Origin of the sequence: Paenibacillus sp. S25 (assembly GCF_019454085.1) — a bacterium.
Classification (GTDB): domain Bacteria; phylum Bacillota; class Bacilli; order Paenibacillales; family Paenibacillaceae; genus Paenibacillus; species Paenibacillus polymyxa_B.
Genome location: NZ_CP073683.1, coordinates 187,501 through 210,338 on the forward strand (window position 1 = coordinate 187,501; position 22,838 = coordinate 210,338).

The 22,838-nt window shown below is 48.7% G+C and carries 20 protein-coding genes, 8 tRNA genes and 1 rRNA gene (1 of these 29 running past the window's edge); all 29 read left to right on the forward strand.

Annotated elements, in window-relative coordinates; translation table 11 throughout:
* Nucleotides 1-1,260: ribosomal RNA gene (locus KAI37_RS00780) — 23S ribosomal RNA — on the forward strand (it extends 1,671 nt beyond the left edge of the window).
* 129 nt (nucleotides 1,261-1,389) lie between these two features.
* Nucleotides 1,390-1,481: transfer RNA gene (locus tag KAI37_RS00785), tRNA-Ser, on the forward strand.
* A gap of 31 nt (nucleotides 1,482-1,512) precedes the next feature.
* Nucleotides 1,513-1,589, forward strand: a tRNA-Met gene (locus KAI37_RS00790).
* Nucleotides 1,590-1,599: 10 nt separating this feature from the next.
* Nucleotides 1,600-1,675, forward strand: a tRNA-Val gene (locus KAI37_RS00795).
* Nucleotides 1,676-1,679: 4 nt separating this feature from the next.
* Nucleotides 1,680-1,755, forward strand: a tRNA-Thr gene (locus KAI37_RS00800).
* A gap of 23 nt (nucleotides 1,756-1,778) precedes the next feature.
* A tRNA-Asp gene (locus tag KAI37_RS00805) sits at nucleotides 1,779-1,855 on the forward strand.
* A 78-nt stretch (nucleotides 1,856-1,933) separates the two neighbouring features.
* Nucleotides 1,934-2,006: transfer RNA gene (locus KAI37_RS00810), tRNA-Phe, on the forward strand.
* A gap of 9 nt (nucleotides 2,007-2,015) precedes the next feature.
* Nucleotides 2,016-2,101, forward strand: a tRNA-Tyr gene (locus KAI37_RS00815).
* Between the two features lie 7 nt (nucleotides 2,102-2,108).
* A tRNA-Lys gene (locus tag KAI37_RS00820) sits at nucleotides 2,109-2,181 on the forward strand.
* Nucleotides 2,182-2,340: 159 nt separating this feature from the next.
* Nucleotides 2,341-3,471 carry a PucR family transcriptional regulator gene (locus KAI37_RS00825; RefSeq protein WP_220030551.1) on the forward strand — a complete coding sequence of 377 codons (1,131 nt, stop codon included), beginning with the start codon at nucleotides 2,341-2,343 and terminating at the stop codon, nucleotides 3,469-3,471.
* Between the two features lie 102 nt (nucleotides 3,472-3,573).
* Complete coding sequence (locus KAI37_RS00830) at nucleotides 3,574-4,698, forward strand: ABC transporter ATP-binding protein (RefSeq protein WP_071639073.1); 1,125 nt, start codon at nucleotides 3,574-3,576, stop codon at nucleotides 4,696-4,698.
* A 336-nt stretch (nucleotides 4,699-5,034) separates the two neighbouring features.
* A complete protein-coding gene (gene hprK, locus KAI37_RS00835; protein WP_071639074.1) occupies nucleotides 5,035-5,973 on the forward strand; it encodes an HPr(Ser) kinase/phosphatase in 939 nt (312 codons plus the stop codon).
* A gap of 43 nt (nucleotides 5,974-6,016) precedes the next feature.
* A complete protein-coding gene (gene lgt / locus KAI37_RS00840; protein WP_071639075.1) occupies nucleotides 6,017-7,072 on the forward strand; it encodes a prolipoprotein diacylglyceryl transferase in 1,056 nt (351 codons plus the stop codon).
* Nucleotides 7,069-7,722 carry a pyrophosphatase PpaX gene (gene ppaX / locus KAI37_RS00845; protein ID WP_220030552.1) on the forward strand — a complete coding sequence of 218 codons (654 nt, stop codon included), beginning with the start codon at nucleotides 7,069-7,071 and terminating at the stop codon, nucleotides 7,720-7,722. Before lgt ends, ppaX begins: the two co-directional genes overlap by 4 nt.
* Complete coding sequence (locus KAI37_RS00850) at nucleotides 7,719-8,216, forward strand: acyltransferase (RefSeq protein WP_023986468.1); 498 nt, start codon at nucleotides 7,719-7,721, stop codon at nucleotides 8,214-8,216. Before ppaX ends, KAI37_RS00850 begins: the two co-directional genes overlap by 4 nt.
* Before the next feature lie 142 nt (nucleotides 8,217-8,358).
* On the forward strand, nucleotides 8,359-9,510 hold the full coding sequence (locus KAI37_RS00855; protein WP_076293795.1) for an acyltransferase: 1,152 nt from the start codon (nucleotides 8,359-8,361) through the stop codon (nucleotides 9,508-9,510).
* 346 nt (nucleotides 9,511-9,856) lie between these two features.
* Entirely contained in the window at nucleotides 9,857-11,062 is a 1,206-nt protein-coding gene (locus KAI37_RS00860; protein ID WP_220030553.1) for an ATP phosphoribosyltransferase regulatory subunit, read from the forward strand.
* On the forward strand, nucleotides 11,059-11,703 hold the full coding sequence (gene hisG, locus KAI37_RS00865) for an ATP phosphoribosyltransferase (protein WP_071639079.1): 645 nt from the start codon (nucleotides 11,059-11,061) through the stop codon (nucleotides 11,701-11,703). The genes KAI37_RS00860 and hisG overlap by 4 nt, the downstream gene beginning before the upstream one ends.
* 68 nt (nucleotides 11,704-11,771) lie before the next feature.
* The gene (hisD, locus tag KAI37_RS00870) at nucleotides 11,772-13,085 is read left to right on the forward strand and encodes a histidinol dehydrogenase (RefSeq protein ID WP_071639080.1); all 1,314 of its coding nucleotides are present in this window, start codon (nucleotides 11,772-11,774) and stop codon (nucleotides 13,083-13,085) included.
* Nucleotides 13,069-13,677 carry an imidazoleglycerol-phosphate dehydratase HisB gene (hisB, locus tag KAI37_RS00875; protein ID WP_071644167.1) on the forward strand — a complete coding sequence of 203 codons (609 nt, stop codon included), beginning with the start codon at nucleotides 13,069-13,071 and terminating at the stop codon, nucleotides 13,675-13,677. The genes hisD and hisB overlap by 17 nt, the downstream gene beginning before the upstream one ends.
* Nucleotides 13,678-13,680: 3 nt before the next feature.
* On the forward strand, nucleotides 13,681-14,310 hold the full coding sequence (gene hisH / locus KAI37_RS00880; protein ID WP_220030554.1) for an imidazole glycerol phosphate synthase subunit HisH: 630 nt from the start codon (nucleotides 13,681-13,683) through the stop codon (nucleotides 14,308-14,310).
* Nucleotides 14,311-14,405: 95 nt separating this feature from the next.
* Nucleotides 14,406-15,137 carry a 1-(5-phosphoribosyl)-5-[(5-phosphoribosylamino)methylideneamino]imidazole-4-carboxamide isomerase gene (hisA, locus tag KAI37_RS00885; RefSeq protein ID WP_104496246.1) on the forward strand — a complete coding sequence of 244 codons (732 nt, stop codon included), beginning with the start codon at nucleotides 14,406-14,408 and terminating at the stop codon, nucleotides 15,135-15,137.
* An 11-nt stretch (nucleotides 15,138-15,148) separates the two neighbouring features.
* Entirely contained in the window at nucleotides 15,149-15,907 is a 759-nt protein-coding gene (hisF, locus tag KAI37_RS00890; RefSeq protein WP_013308248.1) for an imidazole glycerol phosphate synthase subunit HisF, read from the forward strand.
* Nucleotides 15,904-16,644 (forward strand): bifunctional phosphoribosyl-AMP cyclohydrolase/phosphoribosyl-ATP diphosphatase HisIE, encoded by a 741-nt coding sequence (gene hisIE, locus KAI37_RS00895; protein ID WP_071639083.1) that lies wholly within the window; start codon nucleotides 15,904-15,906, stop codon nucleotides 16,642-16,644. The genes hisF and hisIE overlap by 4 nt, the downstream gene beginning before the upstream one ends.
* 36 nt (nucleotides 16,645-16,680) lie before the next feature.
* Nucleotides 16,681-17,505 carry a histidinol-phosphatase HisJ gene (gene hisJ, locus KAI37_RS00900; RefSeq protein WP_220030555.1) on the forward strand — a complete coding sequence of 275 codons (825 nt, stop codon included), beginning with the start codon at nucleotides 16,681-16,683 and terminating at the stop codon, nucleotides 17,503-17,505.
* A gap of 237 nt (nucleotides 17,506-17,742) precedes the next feature.
* Complete coding sequence (locus KAI37_RS00905) at nucleotides 17,743-19,512, forward strand: tetratricopeptide repeat protein (RefSeq protein ID WP_076293799.1); 1,770 nt, start codon at nucleotides 17,743-17,745, stop codon at nucleotides 19,510-19,512.
* Between the two features lie 39 nt (nucleotides 19,513-19,551).
* On the forward strand, nucleotides 19,552-20,505 hold the full coding sequence (gene trxB, locus KAI37_RS00910) for a thioredoxin-disulfide reductase (protein ID WP_220030556.1): 954 nt from the start codon (nucleotides 19,552-19,554) through the stop codon (nucleotides 20,503-20,505).
* A gap of 407 nt (nucleotides 20,506-20,912) precedes the next feature.
* Nucleotides 20,913-21,863, forward strand: coding sequence for an ROK family glucokinase (locus KAI37_RS00915; protein WP_220030557.1), 951 nt, complete (start codon nucleotides 20,913-20,915; stop codon nucleotides 21,861-21,863).
* A 66-nt stretch (nucleotides 21,864-21,929) separates the two neighbouring features.
* Entirely contained in the window at nucleotides 21,930-22,829 is a 900-nt protein-coding gene (gene rapZ, locus KAI37_RS00920; RefSeq protein ID WP_013308254.1) for an RNase adapter RapZ, read from the forward strand.
* Nucleotides 22,830-22,838: the final 9 nt, after the last annotated feature.

Consider the following 22,838-nt stretch of genomic DNA (forward strand, 5'->3'; position numbering starts at 1 on the left):
TAGGCGAGAAGAGAATTCTAAGGCGCGCGGAAGAACTCTCGTTAAGGAACTCGGCAAAATGACCCCGTAACTTCGGGAGAAGGGGTGCCTCGGTAGGGTGAATAGCCCGAGGGGGCCGCAGTGAAAAGGCCCAAGCGACTGTTTAGCAAAAACACAGGTCTGTGCGAAGCCGCAAGGCGAAGTATACGGGCTGACGCCTGCCCGGTGCTGGAAGGTTAAGGGGAGTGGTAAGCCCTTCGGGGCGAAGCTATGAACCGAAGCCCCAGTAAACGGCGGCCGTAACTATAACGGTCCTAAGGTAGCGAAATTCCTTGTCAGGTAAATTCTGACCCGCACGAATGGCGTAACGACTTGGGCGCTGTCTCAACGAGAGATCCGGTGAAATTTTAATACCTGTGAAGATGCAGGTTACCCGCGACAAGACGGAAAGACCCCATGGAGCTTTACTGCAGCTTGATATTGAATTTGGGTACGATCTGTACAGGATAGGTGGGAGCCGTTGAACTTTGAGCGCCAGCTTGAAGGGAGGCATCCTTGGGATACCACCCTGATCGTATCTAGGTTCTAACTTGGTACCGTAATCCGGTGCGAGGACAGTGTCAGGTGGGCAGTTTGACTGGGGCGGTCGCCTCCTAAAGAGTAACGGAGGCGCCCCAAGGTTCCCTCAGAATGGTTGGAAATCATTCGAAGAGTGCAAAGGCAGAAGGGAGCTTGACTGCGAGACCTACAAGTCGAGCAGGGACGAAAGTCGGGCTTAGTGATCCGGTGGTACCGCATGGAAGGGCCATCGCTCAACGGATAAAAGCTACCCTGGGGATAACAGGCTTATCTCCCCCAAGAGTCCACATCGACGGGGAGGTTTGGCACCTCGATGTCGGCTCATCGCATCCTGGGGCTGAAGTAGGTCCCAAGGGTTGGGCTGTTCGCCCATTAAAGCGGTACGCGAGCTGGGTTCAGAACGTCGTGAGACAGTTCGGTCCCTATCTGTCGTGGGCGTAGGAAATTTGAGAGGAGCTGTCCTTAGTACGAGAGGACCGGGATGGACGTACCGCTGGTGTACCAGTTGTTCCGCCAGGAGCACCGCTGGGTAGCTATGTACGGAAGGGATAAGCGCTGAAAGCATCTAAGCGTGAAGCCCCCCTCAAGATGAGATTTCCCAATTAGTAAGACCCCTTGAAGACGACGAGGTAGATAGGTTGGGGGTGGAAGTGCAGTAATGCATGGAGCTGACCAATACTAATCGGTCGAGGGCTTATCCTAAAATAAAACGCAAATGAGTTTCGGATCCAGTTTTCAGGGTGTAACCTTGAAATTGCGCTTGATATTCCAAATCACTTTGGTGAGATACAGAATAACTTGCGGAGTTTTGCTAAGCGAGTCCGTTTATATGGAGAGATACCCAAGTGGCTATAAGGGGACCCTCTGCTAAGGGGTTAGACTGCGAAAGTGGTGCGAGGGTTCGAATCCCTCTCTCTCCGCCATTTAGGACAAGCTAGCGAAATATTATGTTATGGCGGTGTAGCTCAGCTGGCTAGAGCGTACGGTTCATACCCGTGAGGTCGGGGGTTCGATCCCCTCCGCCGCTACCATACATACCCAGGAGGCTTAGCTCAGCTGGGAGAGCATCTGCCTTACAAGCAGAGGGTCGGGGGTTCGATCCCCTCAGCCTCCACCATTGTGCCGGTGTAGCTCAACTGGTAGAGCAACTGACTTGTAATCAGTAGGTTGGGGGTTCAAGTCCTCTCGCCGGCACCATTTTTAAATTTTGAAAAATCTAGGGAACTGTGGTGTAGAGGCCTAACATGCCTGCCTGTCACGCAGGAGATCGCGGGTTCGAATCCCGTCAGTTCCGCCATTTTTCAATTCAATAGTTTTGCCGTACTAAAGTGGGAAGGGGTATCCCTCCGCACTTTATTTTTTTGTTAATGGGTATGGCTCGGTAGCTCAGTCGGTAGAGCAGAGGACTGAAAATCCTCGTGTCGGCGGTTCGATTCCGTCCCGAGCCACCTTTATATGGAGGATTAGCGAAGTGGCCAAACGCATCAGACTGTAAATCTGCTCCCTTACGGGTTCGGTGGTTCGAATCCATCATCCTCCACCAGTTTTACGAGCCATTAGCTCAGTTGGTAGAGCACCTGACTTTTAATCAGGGTGTCGAAGGTTCGAGTCCTTCATGGCTCATCAGAAGTCATCAACTATAGGTTGATGGCTTTTTTTGTATTGTTTTAAGTTATGTTTTTATATAGCTTTTTTATTTTACGGTATCGACAGGTTATAATGAGTTCATTATGTTCGCTTAGTGCATATTCTATATTCTAAAAAAAGTGAAGTGGTGATCGCGTGACTCTGGATACAGAATGGATTCAGCAACAGCTTCAGAATATTATTCAAGCGCCTTTTACCATAGTGCCTTGGTGCCCGGAAATGATGGCAGAAGGAGAGACAGCCGATTCAGTTATTCCGGATAGATCGTTTGTCCGTGACAACAAGTTATATTTTCCGTTTCGTGCGTCGGCAGGTGAACTGGCTGCCTTTGTGGTAGAGGCCAGATATTTGACGGATCGAGAACGGAAACTGGTAGAAGCGTTATTGGCAAACATGGAGCAGTTCTGGAAGAACGGTCCACAATTGTCGGACAACCCGATTTATAGCGAGGAAGAGCGGATGAATCGTTTTGGACAATGGCTCATACAGCAGGCTGCCAATCTAAACAGGGAAGAAGGGGTTCCTGATGAATTGCAGCTTCGTGATTCGCTATCAGCGTGTATGGTTCCGATTTTACTGAATGGCGAGGGAACCCAGGAGGGGGCTATTACTTATACGCAGCTTCATCGATTGTTCGCGAGCTATTTTGGAGGGGATGTGCTGCTTACTCCATTGGACGAACAGTCTTGGCTGATTATGGCTAAAAAGGAGCTTTTATTAGGAGCCGACGATGACACTGAGTCCAGGGATGCAGATTTTACGGAATCGCTGGAGGAGGTTCTTACAGCCTTTAGCTTGGGCCTATATGAGCTTATAGCGAATGAGTGGGTGGGTGTATTCCATTTGGCGGTTTCTAAGCCTTCGATCCCTTTGCAAAGTCTTCCCCAAGAGCTGAATTTGTTATGGGAGACGATACATCTGGGCAAGATTTTTCATGTAACAGAGCACATCCACTTTTCATGGGAGCTTCATTTAGAAAGGCTGTTAAACCGCATTCCCAAGGAACAACGCGTACTATTTTTAGAGCAGGTAATGAAGTCATCTGTCATACTGGAAGACTCAGAAACGATGGCTACATTAGATATCTTTTTTCAACTAGATTGTAATGTGAGTGAGACAGCTAAGCGTCTCTATGTGCATCGAAATACATTGATTTACCGTTTGGACAAGATCAAACAGGAGACCGGATTGGACGTGCGGACGTTTAATGATGCAGTTTTGGTCAAGCTCTATCTGCTATTGTACAAAGTGACAAAAAGGAAATAGCATCTTTGTGCAGTTTGCGAATAGCCACGCTACAAGGACTAGGGTAAGATACAAGTAAGAAATGTATTCGATTTCATAACTCGATCTTAGGAGGCAAAAGCTATGGCTGGTGTACGTTTAGAGCATATTTTCAAAAAATATCCGGGTGCAGATAAAGCTACGGTTGTTGATGTCAATTTGGACATTCGAGATAAAGAATTCCTCGTATTGGTTGGTCCCTCCGGTTGCGGGAAGTCTACTACACTTCGTATGATTGCTGGTCTGGAGGAAATTTCAGATGGTAAATTGTACATTGGGGATCGTGTTGTGAATGACGTGGCTCCAAAGGATCGCGATATCGCGATGGTATTCCAATCCTACGCCCTGTATCCGCACATGAGCGTGTACCAGAACATGGCGTTCGGTCTGAAACTGCGCAAAGTTAAGAAAGAAGAAATCGACAAGAAAGTACGCGAAGCTGCCAAAATCCTCGATATCGAGCACTTGCTGGAACGTAAACCTAAGGCGCTGTCCGGTGGTCAACGCCAACGTGTCGCTCTGGGCCGTGCGATCGTCCGCGATCCTCAAGTCTTCCTGATGGATGAGCCGCTCTCCAACTTGGATGCTAAACTTCGTGGTCAAATGCGTGCTGAAATCACTAAACTGGTTAAACGCCTTGAAACCACTTGTATCTATGTAACACATGACCAAATTGAAGCCATGACGATGGGTGATCGGATTGTCGTTATGAAGGATGGTATCATTCAACAAGCTGCATCCCCGGATGAACTGTACAACCGTCCAGTGAATCTGTTCGTAGCTGGTTTTATCGGCTCTCCTACGATGAACTTTATCACAGGTCAGCTGGTTGAAAAAGAAGGTGCATTGCATTTTACTGCGCCGGGTCTGGATCTGTTCGTACCAGAAGGTAAAGGACAGATTTTAAAAGCGAAAGGCTATATCGGCAGAGATGTGATCTTGGGTATCCGTCCTGAGGATATTCATGAAGAGCCTGTATTCTTGGAGGCTTCTCCGAATACGATCTTTACATCCACTGTGGATGTAACGGAAAATCTCGGTCATGAAATGCTGTTGTACCTGAGCGGTGCCGGAAATGATACGATTATTGCCCGTGTAGACGGACGTTCCAATACTCGTGATGGTGTCAAAGCGAAGTTGGCTGTTGATATGAACAAGGTTCATATTTTTGATAAGGAATCGGAATTGAGTATTCTGGTTGGCGAATAAAATTTGCCTCTGGAAGAGAGTCGCAGTTTTCCCCAAGCGGAGAACTGCGACTCTTTTTGTATATCGCATACGGCTACTAGCTTCGGCATTGCATTCATTGGAAAATTCCGATACGATGGGTACAATGGTACAGGTCTAGATGCAGGCAAGGTCCCTAGATGGGATCAATCCAGCTGTCGGAATAGAGTTAGCCTGGAACCATAGTGTTAAATTAAGTGGAGTGTGGATTGGTGCAGTGCAGCATAGACTGGCGTTGGGCTGTATGGTTAATAGGGTAAAGCTACATAAATCAAATGACGTATAGAATCCGGTTTTGCAGATGAAGGGGAGAATACAATGGCTAAACAGGTAAAGGTATCCGAGCTTGTACAGCAGTTTCAAATGGAAGTTATTTCTGGTGAAAAGGGTCTGCGAAGACTGATCACAGTGGATGATTTGAATCGCCCAGGTCTGGAGATGGCTGGGTATTTTGAATATCATACACAGGAGCGGGTACAGCTTCTGGGAAGGTCTGAGTTGGCTTTTCTGGGGATGCTGCCTCCTGAGGAGCGACGGGATCGGATGGAGCGTCTGTGTACAGAGCTGACTCCATGTATTATCATCACACGTGCTCTGGAGGTACCGGCTGAGTTAGTGGAGGCGAGCGCAGAGCGAGATATTCCTGTACTGCGTACTAATATGGCGACGACGATTTTATCAAGCCGCATCACAGGCTTTCTCGAAAGAAAGCTGGCTCCTACGGCGACCATTCATGGTGTACTGTGTGACGTGTATGGCGTGGGAATGCTTATCACAGGAAGTAGTGGAATTGGTAAAAGTGAAACAGCACTGGAACTGGTTAAACGTGGACATCGCTTGGTAGCAGATGATGCGGTAGAAATTCGGCAAACGTCAGACTTTCAGCTGCATGGTACAGCACCTGAGCTGATTCGTCACCTGCTGGAAATTCGTGGCGTGGGCATTATTAATGTGATGACGCTGTTTGGTGCTGGTGCAGTTCGTAATAACAAACGGATAACATTGGTTGTCCGTCTGGAGGCATGGCAGCAGGACAAGCAGTATGACCGTCTTGGTCTTGATGAGGAAACGACACGCATTATTGATACAGATGTTCCACTGGTTACGATCCCAGTCCGTCCGGGCCGAAACTTGGCTGTTATTATCGAGGTGGCGGCGATGAACTATCGTTTGAAACAAATGGGCGTTAATGCAGCCCTGCAATTTACCAACAAGCTGACTGCTACAATTTCTGAAGATATGGAAGAGATGGATTAAGATTTGTTCGTTTGCAAGGAAGAACGAGGAGTGAGAGAAACATATGTCAACGGCAACATTACTGCTGAATCCGATCGCTTTTTCAATCGGGGCAATTAAAGTCCACTGGTATGGGCTTATTTTGGGGCTGGCGGCGCTTGTGGGTTTATATCTCGCCATCCGTGAAGGAAAAAGATTCGGTATTCCGCAGGACTTTTTTATGGATATGCTGCTTCTGGGGGTTCCATCAGCTATTATTGGAGCGCGTATTTATTATGTAGCCTTCAAATGGGAAGACTACAGAGATAATTTATGGGATGTTTTTAAAATTTGGAATGGCGGTATTGCGATATACGGTGCCTTAATCGGGGCCATTATATGTGCGGTCATTTATTTCCGGTATAAAGGGTATAACTTCTGGCGTATCGCTGATATTTGTGCACCAGGCTTACTGATCGGTCAAGCGATTGGACGCTGGGGTAATTTTGTCAATCAGGAAGCCTACGGTGGACCGACGGAAGAGACTTTTTTGCGAAATCAACTGCATCTGCCGGATTTCATTGTGAATCAGATGAACGTTAACGGGGTGTTCCATCACCCTACATTTTTATATGAATCACTGTGGAGTATTGTAGGTGTGATTTTGCTGCTTGTCATTCGTCGTATGAAATTTATACGTGCAGGCGAAATGTTCGCGTTTTACTTCATTTGGTACTCGATTGGCCGTTTTTTCATCGAGCGTGTACGGACGGATAGTTTGGCTTTTCAGGGACCGGATTGGCTGGCTTCCTTTGTGAATGCTTTGTGGTCTCCTATGGTGTGGTTAGGGTTTGAACCAGGGCATCTGGACCCGAGTTACGGTAATGTACGGATCTCGCAATTGCTACCTATTTTCATTGTGGTAGCTGCCGTGATTTTCATTTTGGTTCGTCGCCGGAAGGGCACATCTGTTGCTCGGTATAGCGATCCGATTATCTCCAGCAAAGCGGGGATTGATCAGGTACCTGACGTGACGCCAGAACAGGTATCCCGTCCAGGACAGGACGCGGTTCCTCCAACAGCTACGGCGGATAAGCTACCTAAGGAAGACACGGACGAGGACAAGAAGGAGCATCTATGATAAATACGATTTTGTTTGATTTAGACGGCACCATCATGGATACGAATGAGTTGATTATCAGTACATTTTTACACATTTTGAATCATCCGGATGCTGATGCGCTGACGCGGGAGCATATTATTCCTCATATGGGTGGAACGTTGGACGATCAACTCCGTACTTTTTCGGGATTAACGGATGTATCTGGGTTAGTTAAGGACTACCGTGCTTATAATCAGATTCATCATGATCAAATGGTGAAGCCATTTCCATATGTCATTGAGGTTATTCAGGAGTTGCGTGCGAGAGGAATTAAGCTGGGGGTTGTGACAACAAAAATACGACCATCCACGATACGTGTACTTAATCTGTTCAATCTGACTTCCTCTATGGACTATATTGTGACGGTAGACGATGTGGAGCATCCAAAGCCACACGCTGAGCCAGTGCTTAAGGCCTTGGCAGGTTTGAATGCTGAAGCAGAGCACACATTGATGGTCGGAGACAGTTCTTTTGATATTTTGTCAGCTCAGGCAGCAGGTGTGAAATCGGCTGGTGTAGCTTGGTCGCTCAAGGGCGAGGAAACTCTGCGCAGATATGGGCCTGACTACATGTTGCATGATATGCGGGATTTGCTGAAGCTGGAGCTTCAAGGTGTCAATGTATCGTGAGAAAGGTGAACCGCTATCCTGTAGAAGGTCCCAATGCGTTGTGGCAGATTTATCGGACGGTGAGCCGCTGGAAAGGCATTAAGAACTTTATTTTTATACAGATTGCCCGGTATTGTCCTGTGCTTTCTCTGAAAAACGTCATTTACCGCAGAATGCTGGGGATGAAGGTGGGGCAACATGCGGCCTTCGGCCTGATGGTGATGGTGGATGTTTTTTTTCCGGAGCATATTACGATAGGGAACAATTCGGTCATTGGGTATAACACGACGATACTGGCTCATGAATACCTCATACAGGAATATCGTATCGGTAAAGTGGTGATTGGTGATCATGTGTTGATCGGCGCCAACACAACCATTTTGCCGGGTGTCACCATCGGTGACGGAGCTATCGTAGCGGCCGGAGCCGTCGTGCATAAAGACGTGCCCGCAGGTGCATTTGTGGGTGGCAATCCGTTACGTGATTTAAGACGCTCTGGTGTGAATGAGCAGTAAATAGCACAATAGAAAGACCCCTTATGTATTAAGGGGTCTTTCTTGCATTGTTTTTCTGTATAATAAGTGGGGTAATGCATGTTAATTATGTTTAAAAATTGATAACAGACATATTTGCAAGGTGATATGGGAGCGTGTTGATTTGGTCAAAAAAGAACGTATACCAGAGCTTGATATTTACCGGGGAATATTAATTGCAGCCGTTGTTACCATTCATGCGACTTCAATGGCTTTAATTGATGCGCGTCATTCTCTATTGTTTTATCCCTTTTTATTTTTAAATGTGTTTAGTAGCTTTGCTGTGCCCGTATTTATTTTTGTGAGCGGGTTTGTTTTATTTTACAATTATGTCGATAGGCCGCTTCGTGGTAAGGATATGCTTATATTTTTCCGAAAAAGACTGATGTTTATTGTGTTACCCTATGTTTCGTTTTCTCTTATGTACTATGTAACCTTGGTGACACGCGGGTTGATGCCGCTCAGTGATCTTCCGCTCGTGCTGTTAACGGGAAAGGCGTACACGCATTTGTATTATGTCATCATCATCATCCAATTTTATTTGGTCTTTCCGCTGTTGCTGTGGGGGGTGCAGCGTTTACGCCATTCGATATCGAGTCCACGGAGAGCAGCCTTTGTCATTTTGATAGTAGGGTTAGTCATTCAATGGGGGTTTGTATTGCTGAACAAATACGTTTGGCAAGAGGAAAGAGGAAGTCTTGCGATTACGTATATCAGTTATTTTGCCTTGGGTGCAGCTGTAGCAATTGGATATGAAGGGTTTAAAAAGTGGCTTTTACCGGTGTCAGGTACGGCAATTAGTCGCAGTCAGTTGATCAGTTGGTGGGGCTTGTGGGTGGCTTGGCTACTCCTAGGTATAGCATATGTACAAATCTGGTTTGTAGCATATCGCAAAGCCATCTATGCAGACTCGCTGATCTATGAACTGCTCCATAATGCATATGCCCTTGTCTCTGCGCTGGTGCTGTTTCAGTTCTCGGTCTTATTATATCGTCATACTAACGATAGGCTGCGAATGTTAATCAGTTGGCTGGGGGCATGCTCTTTCGGCATTTATTTACTTCACCCAGCGTTATTGCGGGTGTATCGCAAGTTGGATTTGCAAGGAACGCCGGTAGAATATATCTTCTCTGTTGCGGGTGGATGGTTGTTGGCGCTGTTTGGCTCATGGCTGATTGTGACGTTGTGTTTTCGATATGTACCCTTTGCATGGATCGGTTTGGGCACGGTTCCGAAGTTTCCTTCCCGGAGTAAAGATGAACAGGTAAATAACTAAATATTTTGATTTGGACTGTTAGCTTAAGGCTGGCAGTCTTTTTTTAGAGTATAGAATTATTTATAAATTTTCAGCGGAGCTGAACAATTCATATGCACAAAAATTACCGTAAGCGGTAAGCGCGGTCTTGCTCCGGAAAATACTCTGATAGATGTTTTTCATATAGGATTCATGTATTTTGCATTGGATAAAATATAGAGAGGGGCAGCCACTTGGCGAATCTGTAAAAAAGGGCTGCGCCGTTCGGTTGACGTTCACAAGTAGGGCATGATAATATATCGAATATACTTTAGTTTGTTAGCACTTTACCACGATAAAGATATTGTGAAATCATGAGGTGATAGAGATGTCTAAGCCAAAAGGATTTGAGATCCCTATAGGGGTTCGAGATTATCTTCCGCGTGCAGTGTCGAAGCTGCGAGCCATTGAACTGAATGTACTCGAATGCATGGAGCGTTGGGGTTACCGCCAGATTATGACGCCTACGATGGAATACTACGATACGGTGGGAGTGGCTAGTTCTACTTCCGATCGGAAGCTGTTTAAATTGCTCAATAACCGGGGAACCACGTTGGTGCTGCGATCGGATATGACCGCTCCGATTGCACGGGTGGTATCTTCGTTGCTAAAGGAGGAGGAAGTACCACTCCGACTTTCCTATCACGCAAATGTATTTCGGGCGATTGAGGAAGAAGCAGGAAGAGAAGCGGAGTTTTTTCAGACGGGTGTGGAGCTGGTGGGTGATGATTCGCCTGAGGCTGATGCAGAAGTTGTAGCATTGGCAATTGCATCATTACAGGCAGCAGGGGTGACCTCTTTTAAAATTGCCATGGGGCATGTGGGATTCCTGAACGGCTTATTTGAGGAAATCATTCCCGGCCGTCAGGCTGAACAACAAGCGCTAAAGGAACTGTTACTCAGTCGTGATGTAGTAGGCTACCGAACAGCGATTGGAGCTTTGGGCTTGGCTCCCGAACATCGGGATAAGTTGGAAGCTATTCTTCGGTTGCGCGGTGGGAAAGAAATTTGTGACCAGGCTACCCGTCTTAGTGTGGAGCAGCAGACGATTCGATCCATTGCACATTTATGCGAGGTGTGGGAAGTGCTGGAGGCTTACGGCGTATCTGAGCATGTGTTAATCGACCTTACCATGATCGGGGATTTCTCATATTATACAGGAATGACTTTTGAGGGCTATGCGGCGGAGATTGGGTTCCCGGTATGCAACGGAGGTCGCTATGACAATCTGCTTCAGCAGTTTGGTCGCTCCGTACCTGCAACGGGTTTTGCATTGAAGACAAACCGGATCGTCGATGGTGTGGATGGTATCCAAATGGAGACGAAGCTTCCTGTACTTATCCGTTATGACGAACAGGGACGCCAAGAGGCGTTATCTGCAGCGGCACAGCTACGCGCAATAGGCCTTACTGTAGTGACAGGGCTCACGGGAGGACCGGAAGATCGACGTCGTGAGCAGCAGGGCCTGTACGCAGAGGTATACAGCTATACAGCAGAAGGAAGACAGCCAGTACAAAGGAGGGGATTGCCATGACGGAAACGTTGAAGGTAGCCATGCCAAAGGGACGGATTTATAAGCAGGCTTCCGAGCTGTTTCGCCAGGCGGGGGTTCCGATTCCACTGGATGTGGACGAAACGCGTAAGCTGGTCATTCCACTGCCTGAGCTAGGCATGGAATTTATTATGGCGAAGCCCGTCGATGTTCCTACGTACGTAGAGTATGGGGCGGCGGACATCGGCATTGTGGGCAAGGATGTTTTGCTGGAAGAGAATAAGGATGTGTATGAACTGCTGGATCTCGGGATTGCTCGTTGCCGGATGTCGGTGATTGCTTTACCAGATTGGCAGCCAGGTATTCGTCAGCGGGTCGCTACAAAATATCCGAACGTGGCTTCCCAGTATTTTCGGGAGCAAGGCCAGCAGGTGGAGGTTATTAAGCTGAATGGCTCCATTGAGCTGGCGCCGTTAATTGGTCTGGCAGACCGTATTGTTGATATGGTGGAAACGGGGCAGACCTTGCGGGAGAATGGATTGGTCGAGCAGATCAGCATACTGGATATTACGAGTCGTCTGATTGCCAACCGGGTCAGCTACCGGATGAAAAACAGCTCGATTCAGGCGTTGTGTGATCGATTGCATCAGGTGATTCCAGCTGCGGTGGCACCCCGGGAGTAAATGAACTAAAGGAATAAGCTAATGGTTAATGGGCATTCTGCAAGCTGCAAGTAAGGGGGAATGGACAAATGAAGATCGTATCAGCCCGTGATTTCAGTCTCCAACGGGAGGTGGATTACGGCACACCTGAGCAAAATGAGGCTGTGCGTACCATTATTCAGTCGGTACGCCAAGAAGGGGATGAGGCTGTCCTGCGGTATACGCAATCGTTTGATGGTGTATCGCTGATAGCAGAGCAACTTCGTGTGACGGAGGAAGAATTGAAGGCGGCATATGACAAGGTAGAGCCTTCTTTTTTACAGGCGATTCGAGAGTCGGCGGATAATATCCGTGCTTTTCACATGAAGCAAAAACGTAATTCGTGGATGGATTTACAGCCGGATGGTAGCTTGCTCGGCCAAATTATCCGACCGTTGAAACGTGTAGGCGTGTATGTTCCGGGCGGTAAAGCAGCCTATCCATCCTCGGTGCTGATGAATGTCATTCCCGCTCAGGTGGCTGGTGTACCGGAGATTGTCATGGTGACACCCCCGGCGACAGGCGGCAAGGCAGGGATAGATCCATATACACTGGTAGCTGCGGCAGAGGCTGGTGTAACGGAAATATATAGGGTTGGCGGAGCGCAGGCGATTGCCTCTCTCGCTTACGGAACACATAGCATTGAACCAGTCGATAAAATTTGCGGTCCAGGCAACATTTATGTAGCGCTGGCGAAGCGCGAGGTGTACGGCGCAGTGGATATCGACAGTATAGCGGGACCAAGTGAAATTGTCGTGTTGGCTGACGACACGGCGAATTCCTCTTATGTAGCGGCTGACCTGCTTTCACAGGCGGAACATGACGAAATGGCCTCAGCCATACTGGTCACGCCCTCGCAACGCTTGGCCGAAGAAGTATCAGCTGAAGTACAGCGCCAATTGGCAGAGCTGCCGCGCAGAGATATTGCTGCTGCATCGGTGGAGGCATACGGAGCTATCATTGTCGTCGATACTTTGGAAGAGGGCATCCATATTGTAAACCAACTGGCACCGGAACATTTGGAAATTATGACAGAGCAGCCGATGGAACATGTGGGTCTGATCGAAAACGCGGGAGCTATTTTCCTGGGAGCGTACAGCTCGGAGCCGGTAGGCGATTATTTTGCCGGACCTAACCACATTATCCCGACGAATGGAACGGCGCGGTTTTCTTCGCCAGTGGATATTGATGATTTTATCAAGAAGTCGAGTATGATCTATTACAGCAAGGAAGCGCTGCTGCGCAATGGAGAGACGATTATGCAGCTTGCCCGCCATGAAGGACTGGAAGGTCACGCACGGGCGATACAAGTTCGATTGGACAATGAAAAGAAGGCGGTGGATGGCGATGGGGAACGAAAATAACGTAAAAGGACGTACAGGCAGCGTCAGCCGAAAGACGAACGAAACGGATATTCAGCTATCTTTTGCAGTAGACGGCACAGGGCAAGCTGAGATTGAAACGGATGTTCCTTTTCTGAATCACATGCTGGATTTGTTCACCAAGCACGGACAATTTGATCTGAATGTACAGGCCAGAGGGGATGTTGATATCGACGATCATCATACCGTGGAGGACATTGGTATTTGTCTGGGGCAAACCTTGCTGGAAGCGTTGGGTGATAAAAAAGGAATTAAGCGCTATGCCAGCGTCTTTGTACCGATGGATGAGGCGCTCGCGCAAGTTGTCATTGATCTGAGTAACCGACCCCATTTTGAGTATCGTGCGGAGTATCCATCACAGCAGGTAGGGAGCTTTTCGACAGAACTGGTGCATGAATTTCTGTGGAAATTTGCGTTGGAGGCTCGCATGACGCTACACGTCATCGTTCACTACGGGCAAAATACCCACCATATGATTGAGGCGGTGTTCAAGGCACTGGGACGTGCACTGGATGAAGCGACCTCCATTGATCCGCGAGTGACAGGAGTGCCTTCAACGAAGGGAGTGCTGTAGTCCATGTCCATTGCCATTGTGGATTACGGCAGAGGCAATCTGCATAGTGTGAGCAAGGCGGTTGAGCGTCTTGGCTATGAGGCTGTAGTAACGGGAGATGCCCAAGTGATTCGTTCCTCCAGCGGTGTGATTTTGCCGGGTGTAGGGGCATTCGGGGACGCTATGGAGCATTTGCGTTCCAGCGGATTGGATCGGGTGATTCAGGAGGTTGCAAGCACGGGACAACCACTGCTCGGTGTTTGTCTAGGAATGCAACTGTTGTTCACTCGTGGTGAAGAATACGGCAGTCACGAAGGGCTTAATATTTTGCCAGGCGAGGTCGTTCGGTTTGCTCCTGATCTGGGGGTTAAAGTGCCGCATATGGGCTGGAATCGTCTGCGTATGACTCAGCCAGATCACCCGTTGCTACAGGGCTTGGAGGAAGGACATGTGTATTTTGTGCATTCCTATCATGCCAAGCCAGAGGTCGATAGTGACCTGCTGGCGGTGACCGATTATGGCGGGCCTGTAACAGCTATCGTGGGCAGAGGCCACGTATATGGCATGCAGTTCCATCCAGAGAAAAGCGGGGAAATGGGGATGCAATTGCTTCGTCAGTTTTTGGAACTAGCGGAAGCGGGAAACCGAGCGTAACGATTCGTGAGTCTACAGTTGGTGGTACGCCAACTTTGGTCGTTAATTGATGTAAAGGCATATAGATGTTGAATAGCTCACAAGGGGGTCATACTTTGTTCACGATATACCCGGCGATTGATATTCGCGATGGCAAATGTGTACGACTGGTACAAGGAGATTATAACCAGGAGACGATATACAACGAAAACCCGGTGGAGGTTGCCCAAGAATGGGAGCGTTTGGGCGGCTCCTACATTCACTTGGTTGATTTGGACGGTGCTAAAGCAGGTCAACCGGTGAACGATGAGCTCATTGGGCGCATCGCTTCTGCGGTGCAAGTGCCTGTACAAGTGGGTGGCGGCTTGCGTACACGAGAACATGTGGAGCGGCTGTTGTCGCTGGGCGTGAGCCGTGTGATCTTGGGTACGGCAGCGATTGAGGATCGTGCTTTTACGGAAGCGGTATTGGGTACCTACGGTGATCGGATCGCCATTGGTCTGGACGCACGGAATGGCTATGTGGCCACGCGTGGATGGCTTGAAACCTCGGAGGTTCGAGCGGACGAATTGGCTGCTGAGTTGGCCTCCAAGGGAGCGGAAACGTTCATTTTCACAGACATTTCCCGCGACGGAATGATGCAAGGCCCGAATGTGGAGGCTATCGTAGCGCTTGCGAAAAGCAGTGGACGAACCGTGATCGCTTCCGGCGGTGTCAGCAAGATGGACGATCTAATCACGCTGAGCGCCTATGCGAAAGAGGGTGTAGGCGGTGCTATTGTGGGTAAGGCATTGTATACGGGTAGCATTGATTTACAGGTCGCCGTACAAGCTGTAGCAAAGGCATAGGGGGAGTAGGCATGCTGGCTAAACGTATTATTCCCTGCTTGGATGTAAAGGATGGCAGGGTGGTTAAGGGCGTTAATTTTGTGAACTTACGCGATGCAGGCGATCCGGTGGAATTGGCGGCGCTTTATGACCGGGAAGGGGCAGACGAAATCGTATTTCTGGATATTTCTGCTTCAGTTGAAGGGCGTGCCACCATGGAAGAAGTAGTTCGTCAGACAGCCGGGGAAATTGCCATTCCTTTCACCGTAGGTGGCGGGATATCTCATGTTGATGATATGAAACGCATTTTGCGTGCCGGAGCTGATAAAATTGGCGTAAATACGGCGGCTGTCCGTAACCCTCAGCTGATTGCGGAGGGTGCGCGCAGTTTTGGCTCACAATGTATCGTTGTTGCCATTGATGCCAAGTACAACGAGGCGTGGGGCGAGTGGGAAGTGTATACGCACGGAGGCCGCACGCCATCTGGTATCCGAGCCTTGGCCTGGGCCAAGGAAGCTGAACAGTTGGGAGCCGGTGAGATTCTGCTGACCAGCATGAATGCGGACGGAACCAAGGACGGCTTTGACCTGCCACTGACTTCCGCGGTATCGGATACCGTCGGGATTCCAGTTATCGCTTCTGGCGGAGCAGGCAAACAGGAGCATTTCTATGACGTGTTTACGGCGGGCAAAGCGGATGCTGGATTAGCAGCAACGATTTTTCACTATAAAGAAATAGGAATCCCTGAGCTAAAACGGGATTTGAAGCGCAGAGGAGTGGAGATACGATGAGCAACGAATTGAACCAACAGCTATCTCTGGAGCAGATACTGGATAATGTCCGCTGGAATGAGGCAGGACTTGTCTCGGCGATTGTGCAGGATGATGCTACGCTTCAGGTGCTGACGCTGGCCTATATGAACCGCGAGTCGCTGAAACTATCTTTGGAGTCGGGAGAGACCTGGTTCTGGTCTCGTTCCAGACAGGAGCTGTGGCACAAGGGGGCTACTTCGGGGAATACGCAAAAAATCACCTCCATCCAGCTGGATTGTGATGGTGATGCCCTGTTGGTACGTGTCATTCCGAGTGGTCCTGCCTGTCATACAGGAGCAACGAGCTGCTTTTTTCGTGATATTTCCGCGCCAGGAACGGCTGTAGTACCTGTTGCAGGAAATGCAGGAGACCACGCGCTGGTAAATCAAACCGATGATATTTCCAGTGCTTCAGCAGACCGCTTTGAGGTACTTGCCCAGCTGGAGGCGATTATTAAGGAGCGCGAAGAGACACGTCCTGAAGGGGCCTATACGACTTATCTTTTTGATAAAGGTGTAGACAAAATCTTAAAAAAGGTTGGCGAAGAAGCATCCGAGACGATCATTGCCGCCAAAAATAAAGATAATGACGAACTGCGCCTGGAGGTCAGCGATTTGATTTATCACCTGCTGGTGCTGTTGCAGGAGCGCAAGCTACCGCTTGATGACGTGCTGGCTGAGCTGAATCGCCGTCATGAACGTCCTCGTCGTGATTAGTACGGTTTCTTGTAGTGTTGAAAGGGGGAGGGTCGCATGAAAATTGACTATCATACGCATCACGCCCGCTGCGGGCATGCCATAGGAAGTCTGGAAGAGTATGTGCAGCAGGGAATTCGGCTAGGACTAGATCAGCTCGGCTTGTCCGATCACATGCCACTACTGCATGTAAAACCGGCTGACTATTACCCGGAAATGGCGATGCCTATGGAGGAGCTTCCCCGATACGTGGAAGAATGTTTGGAACTGAAGGAACGTTTTAAAGGGCAAATTGATATTCGTGTTGGCTTGGAAGGCGACTACATCGAGGGCTGGGAACGAGAAATCGAAGACATCATCACCGCGTATCCCTGGGATTATGTGATTGGTTCCGTCCACTTTCTCGGTGAATGGGATGTCACGGACTTCCGTCAGGTACACCATTGGGAAGGCAAAAATGTGCTTGAGGTATGCCGCACGTATTATGATGCGGTTTCTAAGGCGGCAGCTACCGGTCTGTATGACATCATGGGTCATCTGGATGTTATTAAGCGCTTCGGCTATCATCCGAAGCCGGAGGAAATGGAGGAGCTGCGTGAACTGGAGCGCTCCGCACTTTCAGCCGTTGCCCGCAGCGGTCGGGCGATGGAACTGAATGCATCAGGGCTTTCGAAGCCCTGTGCCGAGATGTTCCCGAGTCGCCGCATGCTGGAAGAAGCTTTTACGCTAGGCATCCCGCTGACCGTAGGATCGGATGCTCATGATCCGGCGAAGCTGTCCGAGCACTTGGAGAAGGCACGCGCGCTTCTATATGAAGTCGGCTATCGCGAGCTTGCCGTATTTCAGCATCGTGAGCGCTCGCTGGTACCGCTGACGCTTTAATTATTACGTTTATTGGGTCTAAGTATCATATCCAGTGGCTAGCCGAACGCTCCCTATTTATACAGGGAAAAAGCGCTCGGCTATTTAGCGTATTCTTGTATCTATATCTATCGGTATACGAGCATATATCCGTTTTTTGGAATGAGGTAGGATCGACTGTCAAGTCGTTTTGAAGTTGTGGTATACTGAAGGGTATGAACATGCCAGTTACTTTTAAAGGAGGTGCCTTGGTTATTTATGAAAGGGAAACATCTGCGAGTATCGGAACCTAGCCCTAAAATTATTGCTTTGCGTTTCGACGCATCTTTCTTTTTTGAGAAAGCTGTGCGCTCGCTTGATCGCAATCATTATGACAAGGCATTGAAATATTTTCGCAAAGCCGTTGAATATGAACCGGATAATCCGGTGAATCATTGCAATATGGCGGGTATATTATCAGAGATGGGGGATTATGCAGGTTCGAATGAGATCCTGTCCTCTGTTCTGAGTGACGTAGACTCGTCGATGACAGAGTGTTATTTCTATATGGCGAATAATTACGCTAATATGGAGCAGTTTGAAGAAGCGGAGAAAGCGTTGGTCACGTACCTGGAGGAGGACGAAGAAGGCCAGTTTCTTGATGAAGCGGAGGAAATGATGGAGCTGCTCTATTATGAGCTGGACCGTCCAACGAAGCTGAACCGCATTAAGGCCCGGCAGGGAGTAGTAGAGCATGATCAGGCTCGTGTCCTGCTGGAGGAGGGGAAATTTGCTCAGGCAGCCCAGTTGCTCAAGCAAATTTCAGAGGAACAACCGGATATGTTCGCTGCGCGGAATAATCTGGCGCTGGCGTATTACTACATGGGGTTGTTCCAAAATGCTAAGGCTACCATTATTCAAGTGCTGGAAGATGAGCCGGGTAATTTACACGCATTGTGCAACTTGGCGATCTTTTATCAGCACGAGGGCGGCGGCCCGGAATTGGATCGTCTGGTGCAGACTTTGGCGGTTACTATACCGTTTCAGGAGGAGCAGGTATTCAAGCTGGCGACCACTATGGGCATTCTCGGACGCCATGAGGAGGCCTACAGACATTTCCGCAGGTTGCTTCATGGCGATGGAGAGAACAATGCGGACGCTTCTTTGTACCATTACACGGCGGTAGCTGCCAGCAATACGGGAAGATATGCGGAAGCTCGGCGGTTGTGGAGTCATTTGCAAAAGCAGGATGCTTCCTCGGAAGTTCCGCGGTTTTTCCTGTCCCGACTGGTGGAACTCCAGCAGGAGGGTAAACCGCTGCAAGTGCTCAGCTATCATTATCATCTCCCGTTTGAGGAGCAATTCCGCATGTGGGAGAAGTTTGGTGCTGACCAGGTGCCTGACAGCATGAAGAAGGACCCGCTAATCCGCTCATCCTTCTTCTGGGCCTTGCGCCACGGGGACCGGGCGACTCAGCTTCAGGTCATTCAGGCGTTAAGCTTGATCGGTGATGATGAGGTGCGCCAGGCACTGGAGTCCTTCGTAGAAGACCCGGACCAGGAGGATGAGCTGAAACGCCGTGCCTTGCAAGTATTGCAAGAGCTGGCGGAGCAGGATGAGCAGAAAATGTATCCGGAAACGGAACATTCTGATCAGTTGGAGGTTGAGAACGATCCGCATACAATTGAAGGTGATGTATCTGCTTCCCTGGTCGATCCACAATGGCAGGCAGTGCTGGATAAGGTACTGACCGTCATGAGCAAGCCATCAGATCCGGCCATGCAGCACGATTTGAAATCGCTTTGGCTGGAGTATTTGGATCGACTTGCCCCGGAAGTTCCGATGGTTCAGCATACTGAGGGATGGGCAGCGGCGCTGGAATATTTGACAGCCAAAATGCATCATCATTCAGTCACCTATCAGGAAGTAGCCGATCGTTATGGTATCTCCGTATCGACCGTAAGCCGCTATGCACGCCAGATTGACAGCGTGTGTGGTATCAAACAGAAGCTGAAGCAGCCGCTCTCCACGTTTAAAAAGCAGGTCTGAGACCTGCTCCAAACATCACTTAAAGGAGGCAACAAACGTATGTATAAATCCATAATTATTGGTACAGGTCCTGCAGGCTACACAGCGGCTATTTATTTGGCACGCGCTAACATGAATCCGCTGATCATTGAAGGGATGCAGCCCGGTGGGCAGCTTACTACAACGACTGAAATTGAAAATTTCCCGGGTTTTGAGCAAGGTATCCTCGGGCCTGAACTGATGGATAATATGCGCAAGCAGGCTGAACGTTTTGGCGCTGAATTTACTTCCGGATGGGTAGAGGAAGTAGATTTCAGCAAACGCCCTTTTAAAGTGAAGGTAGAGGGTAAAGGCATCATTGAGGCGGAGTCGGTCATTATTGCTACAGGCGCGTCCGCTAAATACCTTGGTATTCCGGGTGAGCAGGACAATGTAGGTCGCGGAGTCAGCACGTGCGCAACTTGCGATGGCTTCTTTTTCCGCGGGAAAAAGATTGTTGTGGTTGGCGGTGGCGATTCAGCCATGGAGGAAGCGAGCTTCTTGACCCGTTTTGCTTCCAGCGTAACCTTGGTCCATCGTCGCGATGAGTTGCGGGCATCCAAAATTATGCAAGATCGTGCGCGTGAGAACGAAAAAGTACATTGGGCATTAAACCGGACTCCGCTGGAAGTTGTGACGGGAGAAGCTGGCTTAAAAGGTTTGAAGGTACACAATAATGAGACCAATCAGGATGAGCTGATTGAGGTAGATGGCGTGTTCGTAGCCATCGGGCATACACCGAACACAGGTTTCCTGAATGGACAAATTCATACCGATGAACACGGCTATATTGTAGTGAAGCCAGGCACAACGGAAACGAACATCTCCGGAGTTTTTGCCTGTGGGGACGTACAGGATAACCGTTACCGTCAAGCTATTACGGCTGCGGGAACGGGCTGTATGGCGGCTATGGACTGCGAGAAGTATCTCGAAGGCAGTGCTGTTCACGACTGGAGCGAAACACTGGATCAATAAAAGCGTGTCTATAGTACACAAAAAAGGCTAACGGGAGAGCGAAGGAAACCTCTGTTATGCCGCATTTTTTGTTCAGGAAGAGAAAGCCTGCTGCGTTTGCACAGGCTTTCTCCTTTTTATGATTATAGAATTTATAAGTTTTCAGCGAAGCTGAACAATCTATAAATCGCAAGAAAAATTTCCGTTAAGCGTGGTCTGGCTTCCTTGAAAGTCGTCAATAGACGTTTTTCTTATGGGTGTATGAGGTTAAAAATTCCGCTAATCGTACACTTTTCAACAAGGAAGTGTCCTTGACCGTAACGGGGGCTTCAATTATAGTTGGAACGTAGGATTACTATTATGAAGTAGGAATTGTAAGCATATATTTCATACCAGGTTTTTAAGTAAACATAAAGGTGGCTTGGAACATGTCTGAAAGTATCTATGTGGGTGTCGATTTGGGCGGTACAGCGATTAAAGTCGGCATTTGTAATGAAAACGGACAGCTTTTGCACACATACGAGGGACCAACCGAAACCGATAAAGGTGTAGACGTTGTCATCGGTAATATCGAAAAATATGTGCGGCACATTGTTGAGCAATCTCCCTATGAGTGGGATCAACTAAAGGGTGTCGGTGCGGGCGTTGCAGGTTTTACGAATGTTCGCGAAGGTATTATTGTCCTCGCACCCAATATTGGCTTTCGAGACGTACCGATTCGTGCGCTTCTAGAGGAACGGATCGGCAAGCCTGTGAAAATAGACAATGATGCCAATGTTGCCGCGCTTGGCGAAGCTTGGGCCGGAGCAGGCAAAGGTATCGAAAATTGCGTATGCTATACCCTGGGAACAGGTGTTGGGGGCGGCATTATTATTAATGGTAAAATATATCAAGGTTTCTCGGGGATGGCCGGAGAAATTGGTCATATCAGTGTCGTACCTGATCTGGAGGCTATTCAGTGTGGATGCGGCAAAATGGGTTGTTTGGAAACCGTATCTTCTGCAACAGGCATTATTCGTATGGCCAAGGACGCTGTGGAACGTGGCGATCGAACCTCTCTGGCGCTGGAAGATCAAATTGCTGCCAAAGAAGTATTCGATGCTGCCAAAGCCGGGGATGAAGTCGCGCTGCGTATCGTGAACCGTGCTGCCTTTTATTTGGGCAAATCTATGGCAGCAGTTGCCGCTGTGCTTAATCCAGAGTTGTTTATTATAGGTGGCGGTGTTTCCAAAGCAGGCGACTTTTTGTTTGAAGAGATGCGTCGCGTGTACACCAAGCTGGCACCTGAGCCCCTTCAAAAAGGGGTATCGATTGTTCCAGCTGTGCTGGGCAATGACGCAGGTATCGTAGGGGCAGCTGGTTTGTTGCTACGTTTCTGATTCACAGGTTACTGATAATACGGGTACTGGCATAGAGCGAAGAAGCAAAAGGAGAGGGAAGTCCATATGACAGATAACCTAAAAAATGCTGCGCCGTGGGCAACGCTCATTATTATTACGGGGATGTCAGGCGCAGGGAAGACCATTGCGGTTCAGAGCCTGGAAGACTTGGGCTTCTTCTGCGTTGATAATTTGCCTCCTGTACTGATTCCCAAATTTGCCGAGTTGATTGAGCAGTCTAACGGTAAAATAGGCAAGGTGGCACTCGTAATTGATTTACGCGGACGAGAATTTTTCACCGCCTTGTCTGAATCGTTGAATTATATTAAAGATCATTTTACGATTCATTGTGAAATTTTATTCTTAAATGCGAATGATGGCGTTCTCGTACAGCGGTATAAGGAAAGCCGTAGACGTCATCCGCTGGCTCCAGACGGTATGCCTTTGGATGGGATTCGGTTGGAGCGCAAGATGTTGGAAGAATTAAAAAGCTCGGCTACACAGGTTATTGATACAAGTGTGATGAAGCCTGCAACCTTAAAGGCGAGGATTATTTCGCGATTTTCTCATCTGGAGAGCAGTATGCTTTCCGTGAACATTACTTCTTTTGGCTTCAAGTATGGTATTCCCATTGATGCCGATCTTATATTCGATGTGCGCTTCCTGCCTAATCCCCACTATGTGGACCAACTACGTCCCCACACGGGACAGGATAGCGATGTATATGATTATGTCATGAAATGGCCCGAGACTCAGGCATTCTTGACCAAGTTGCTGGATATGTTACATTTTTTGATTCCGCAATATCGCAAAGAAGGCAAAAGCCAGGTCATTATCGGTATTGGCTGTACTGGCGGTAAGCATCGTTCTGTTGCAATATCGGAGTATTTAGGAAAAATGCTGGGTGCCAGCGAGACAGAATCTGTTTCTGTTTCGCATCGGGATGCTGATCGGGACCGGCATTAATGAGGTGAA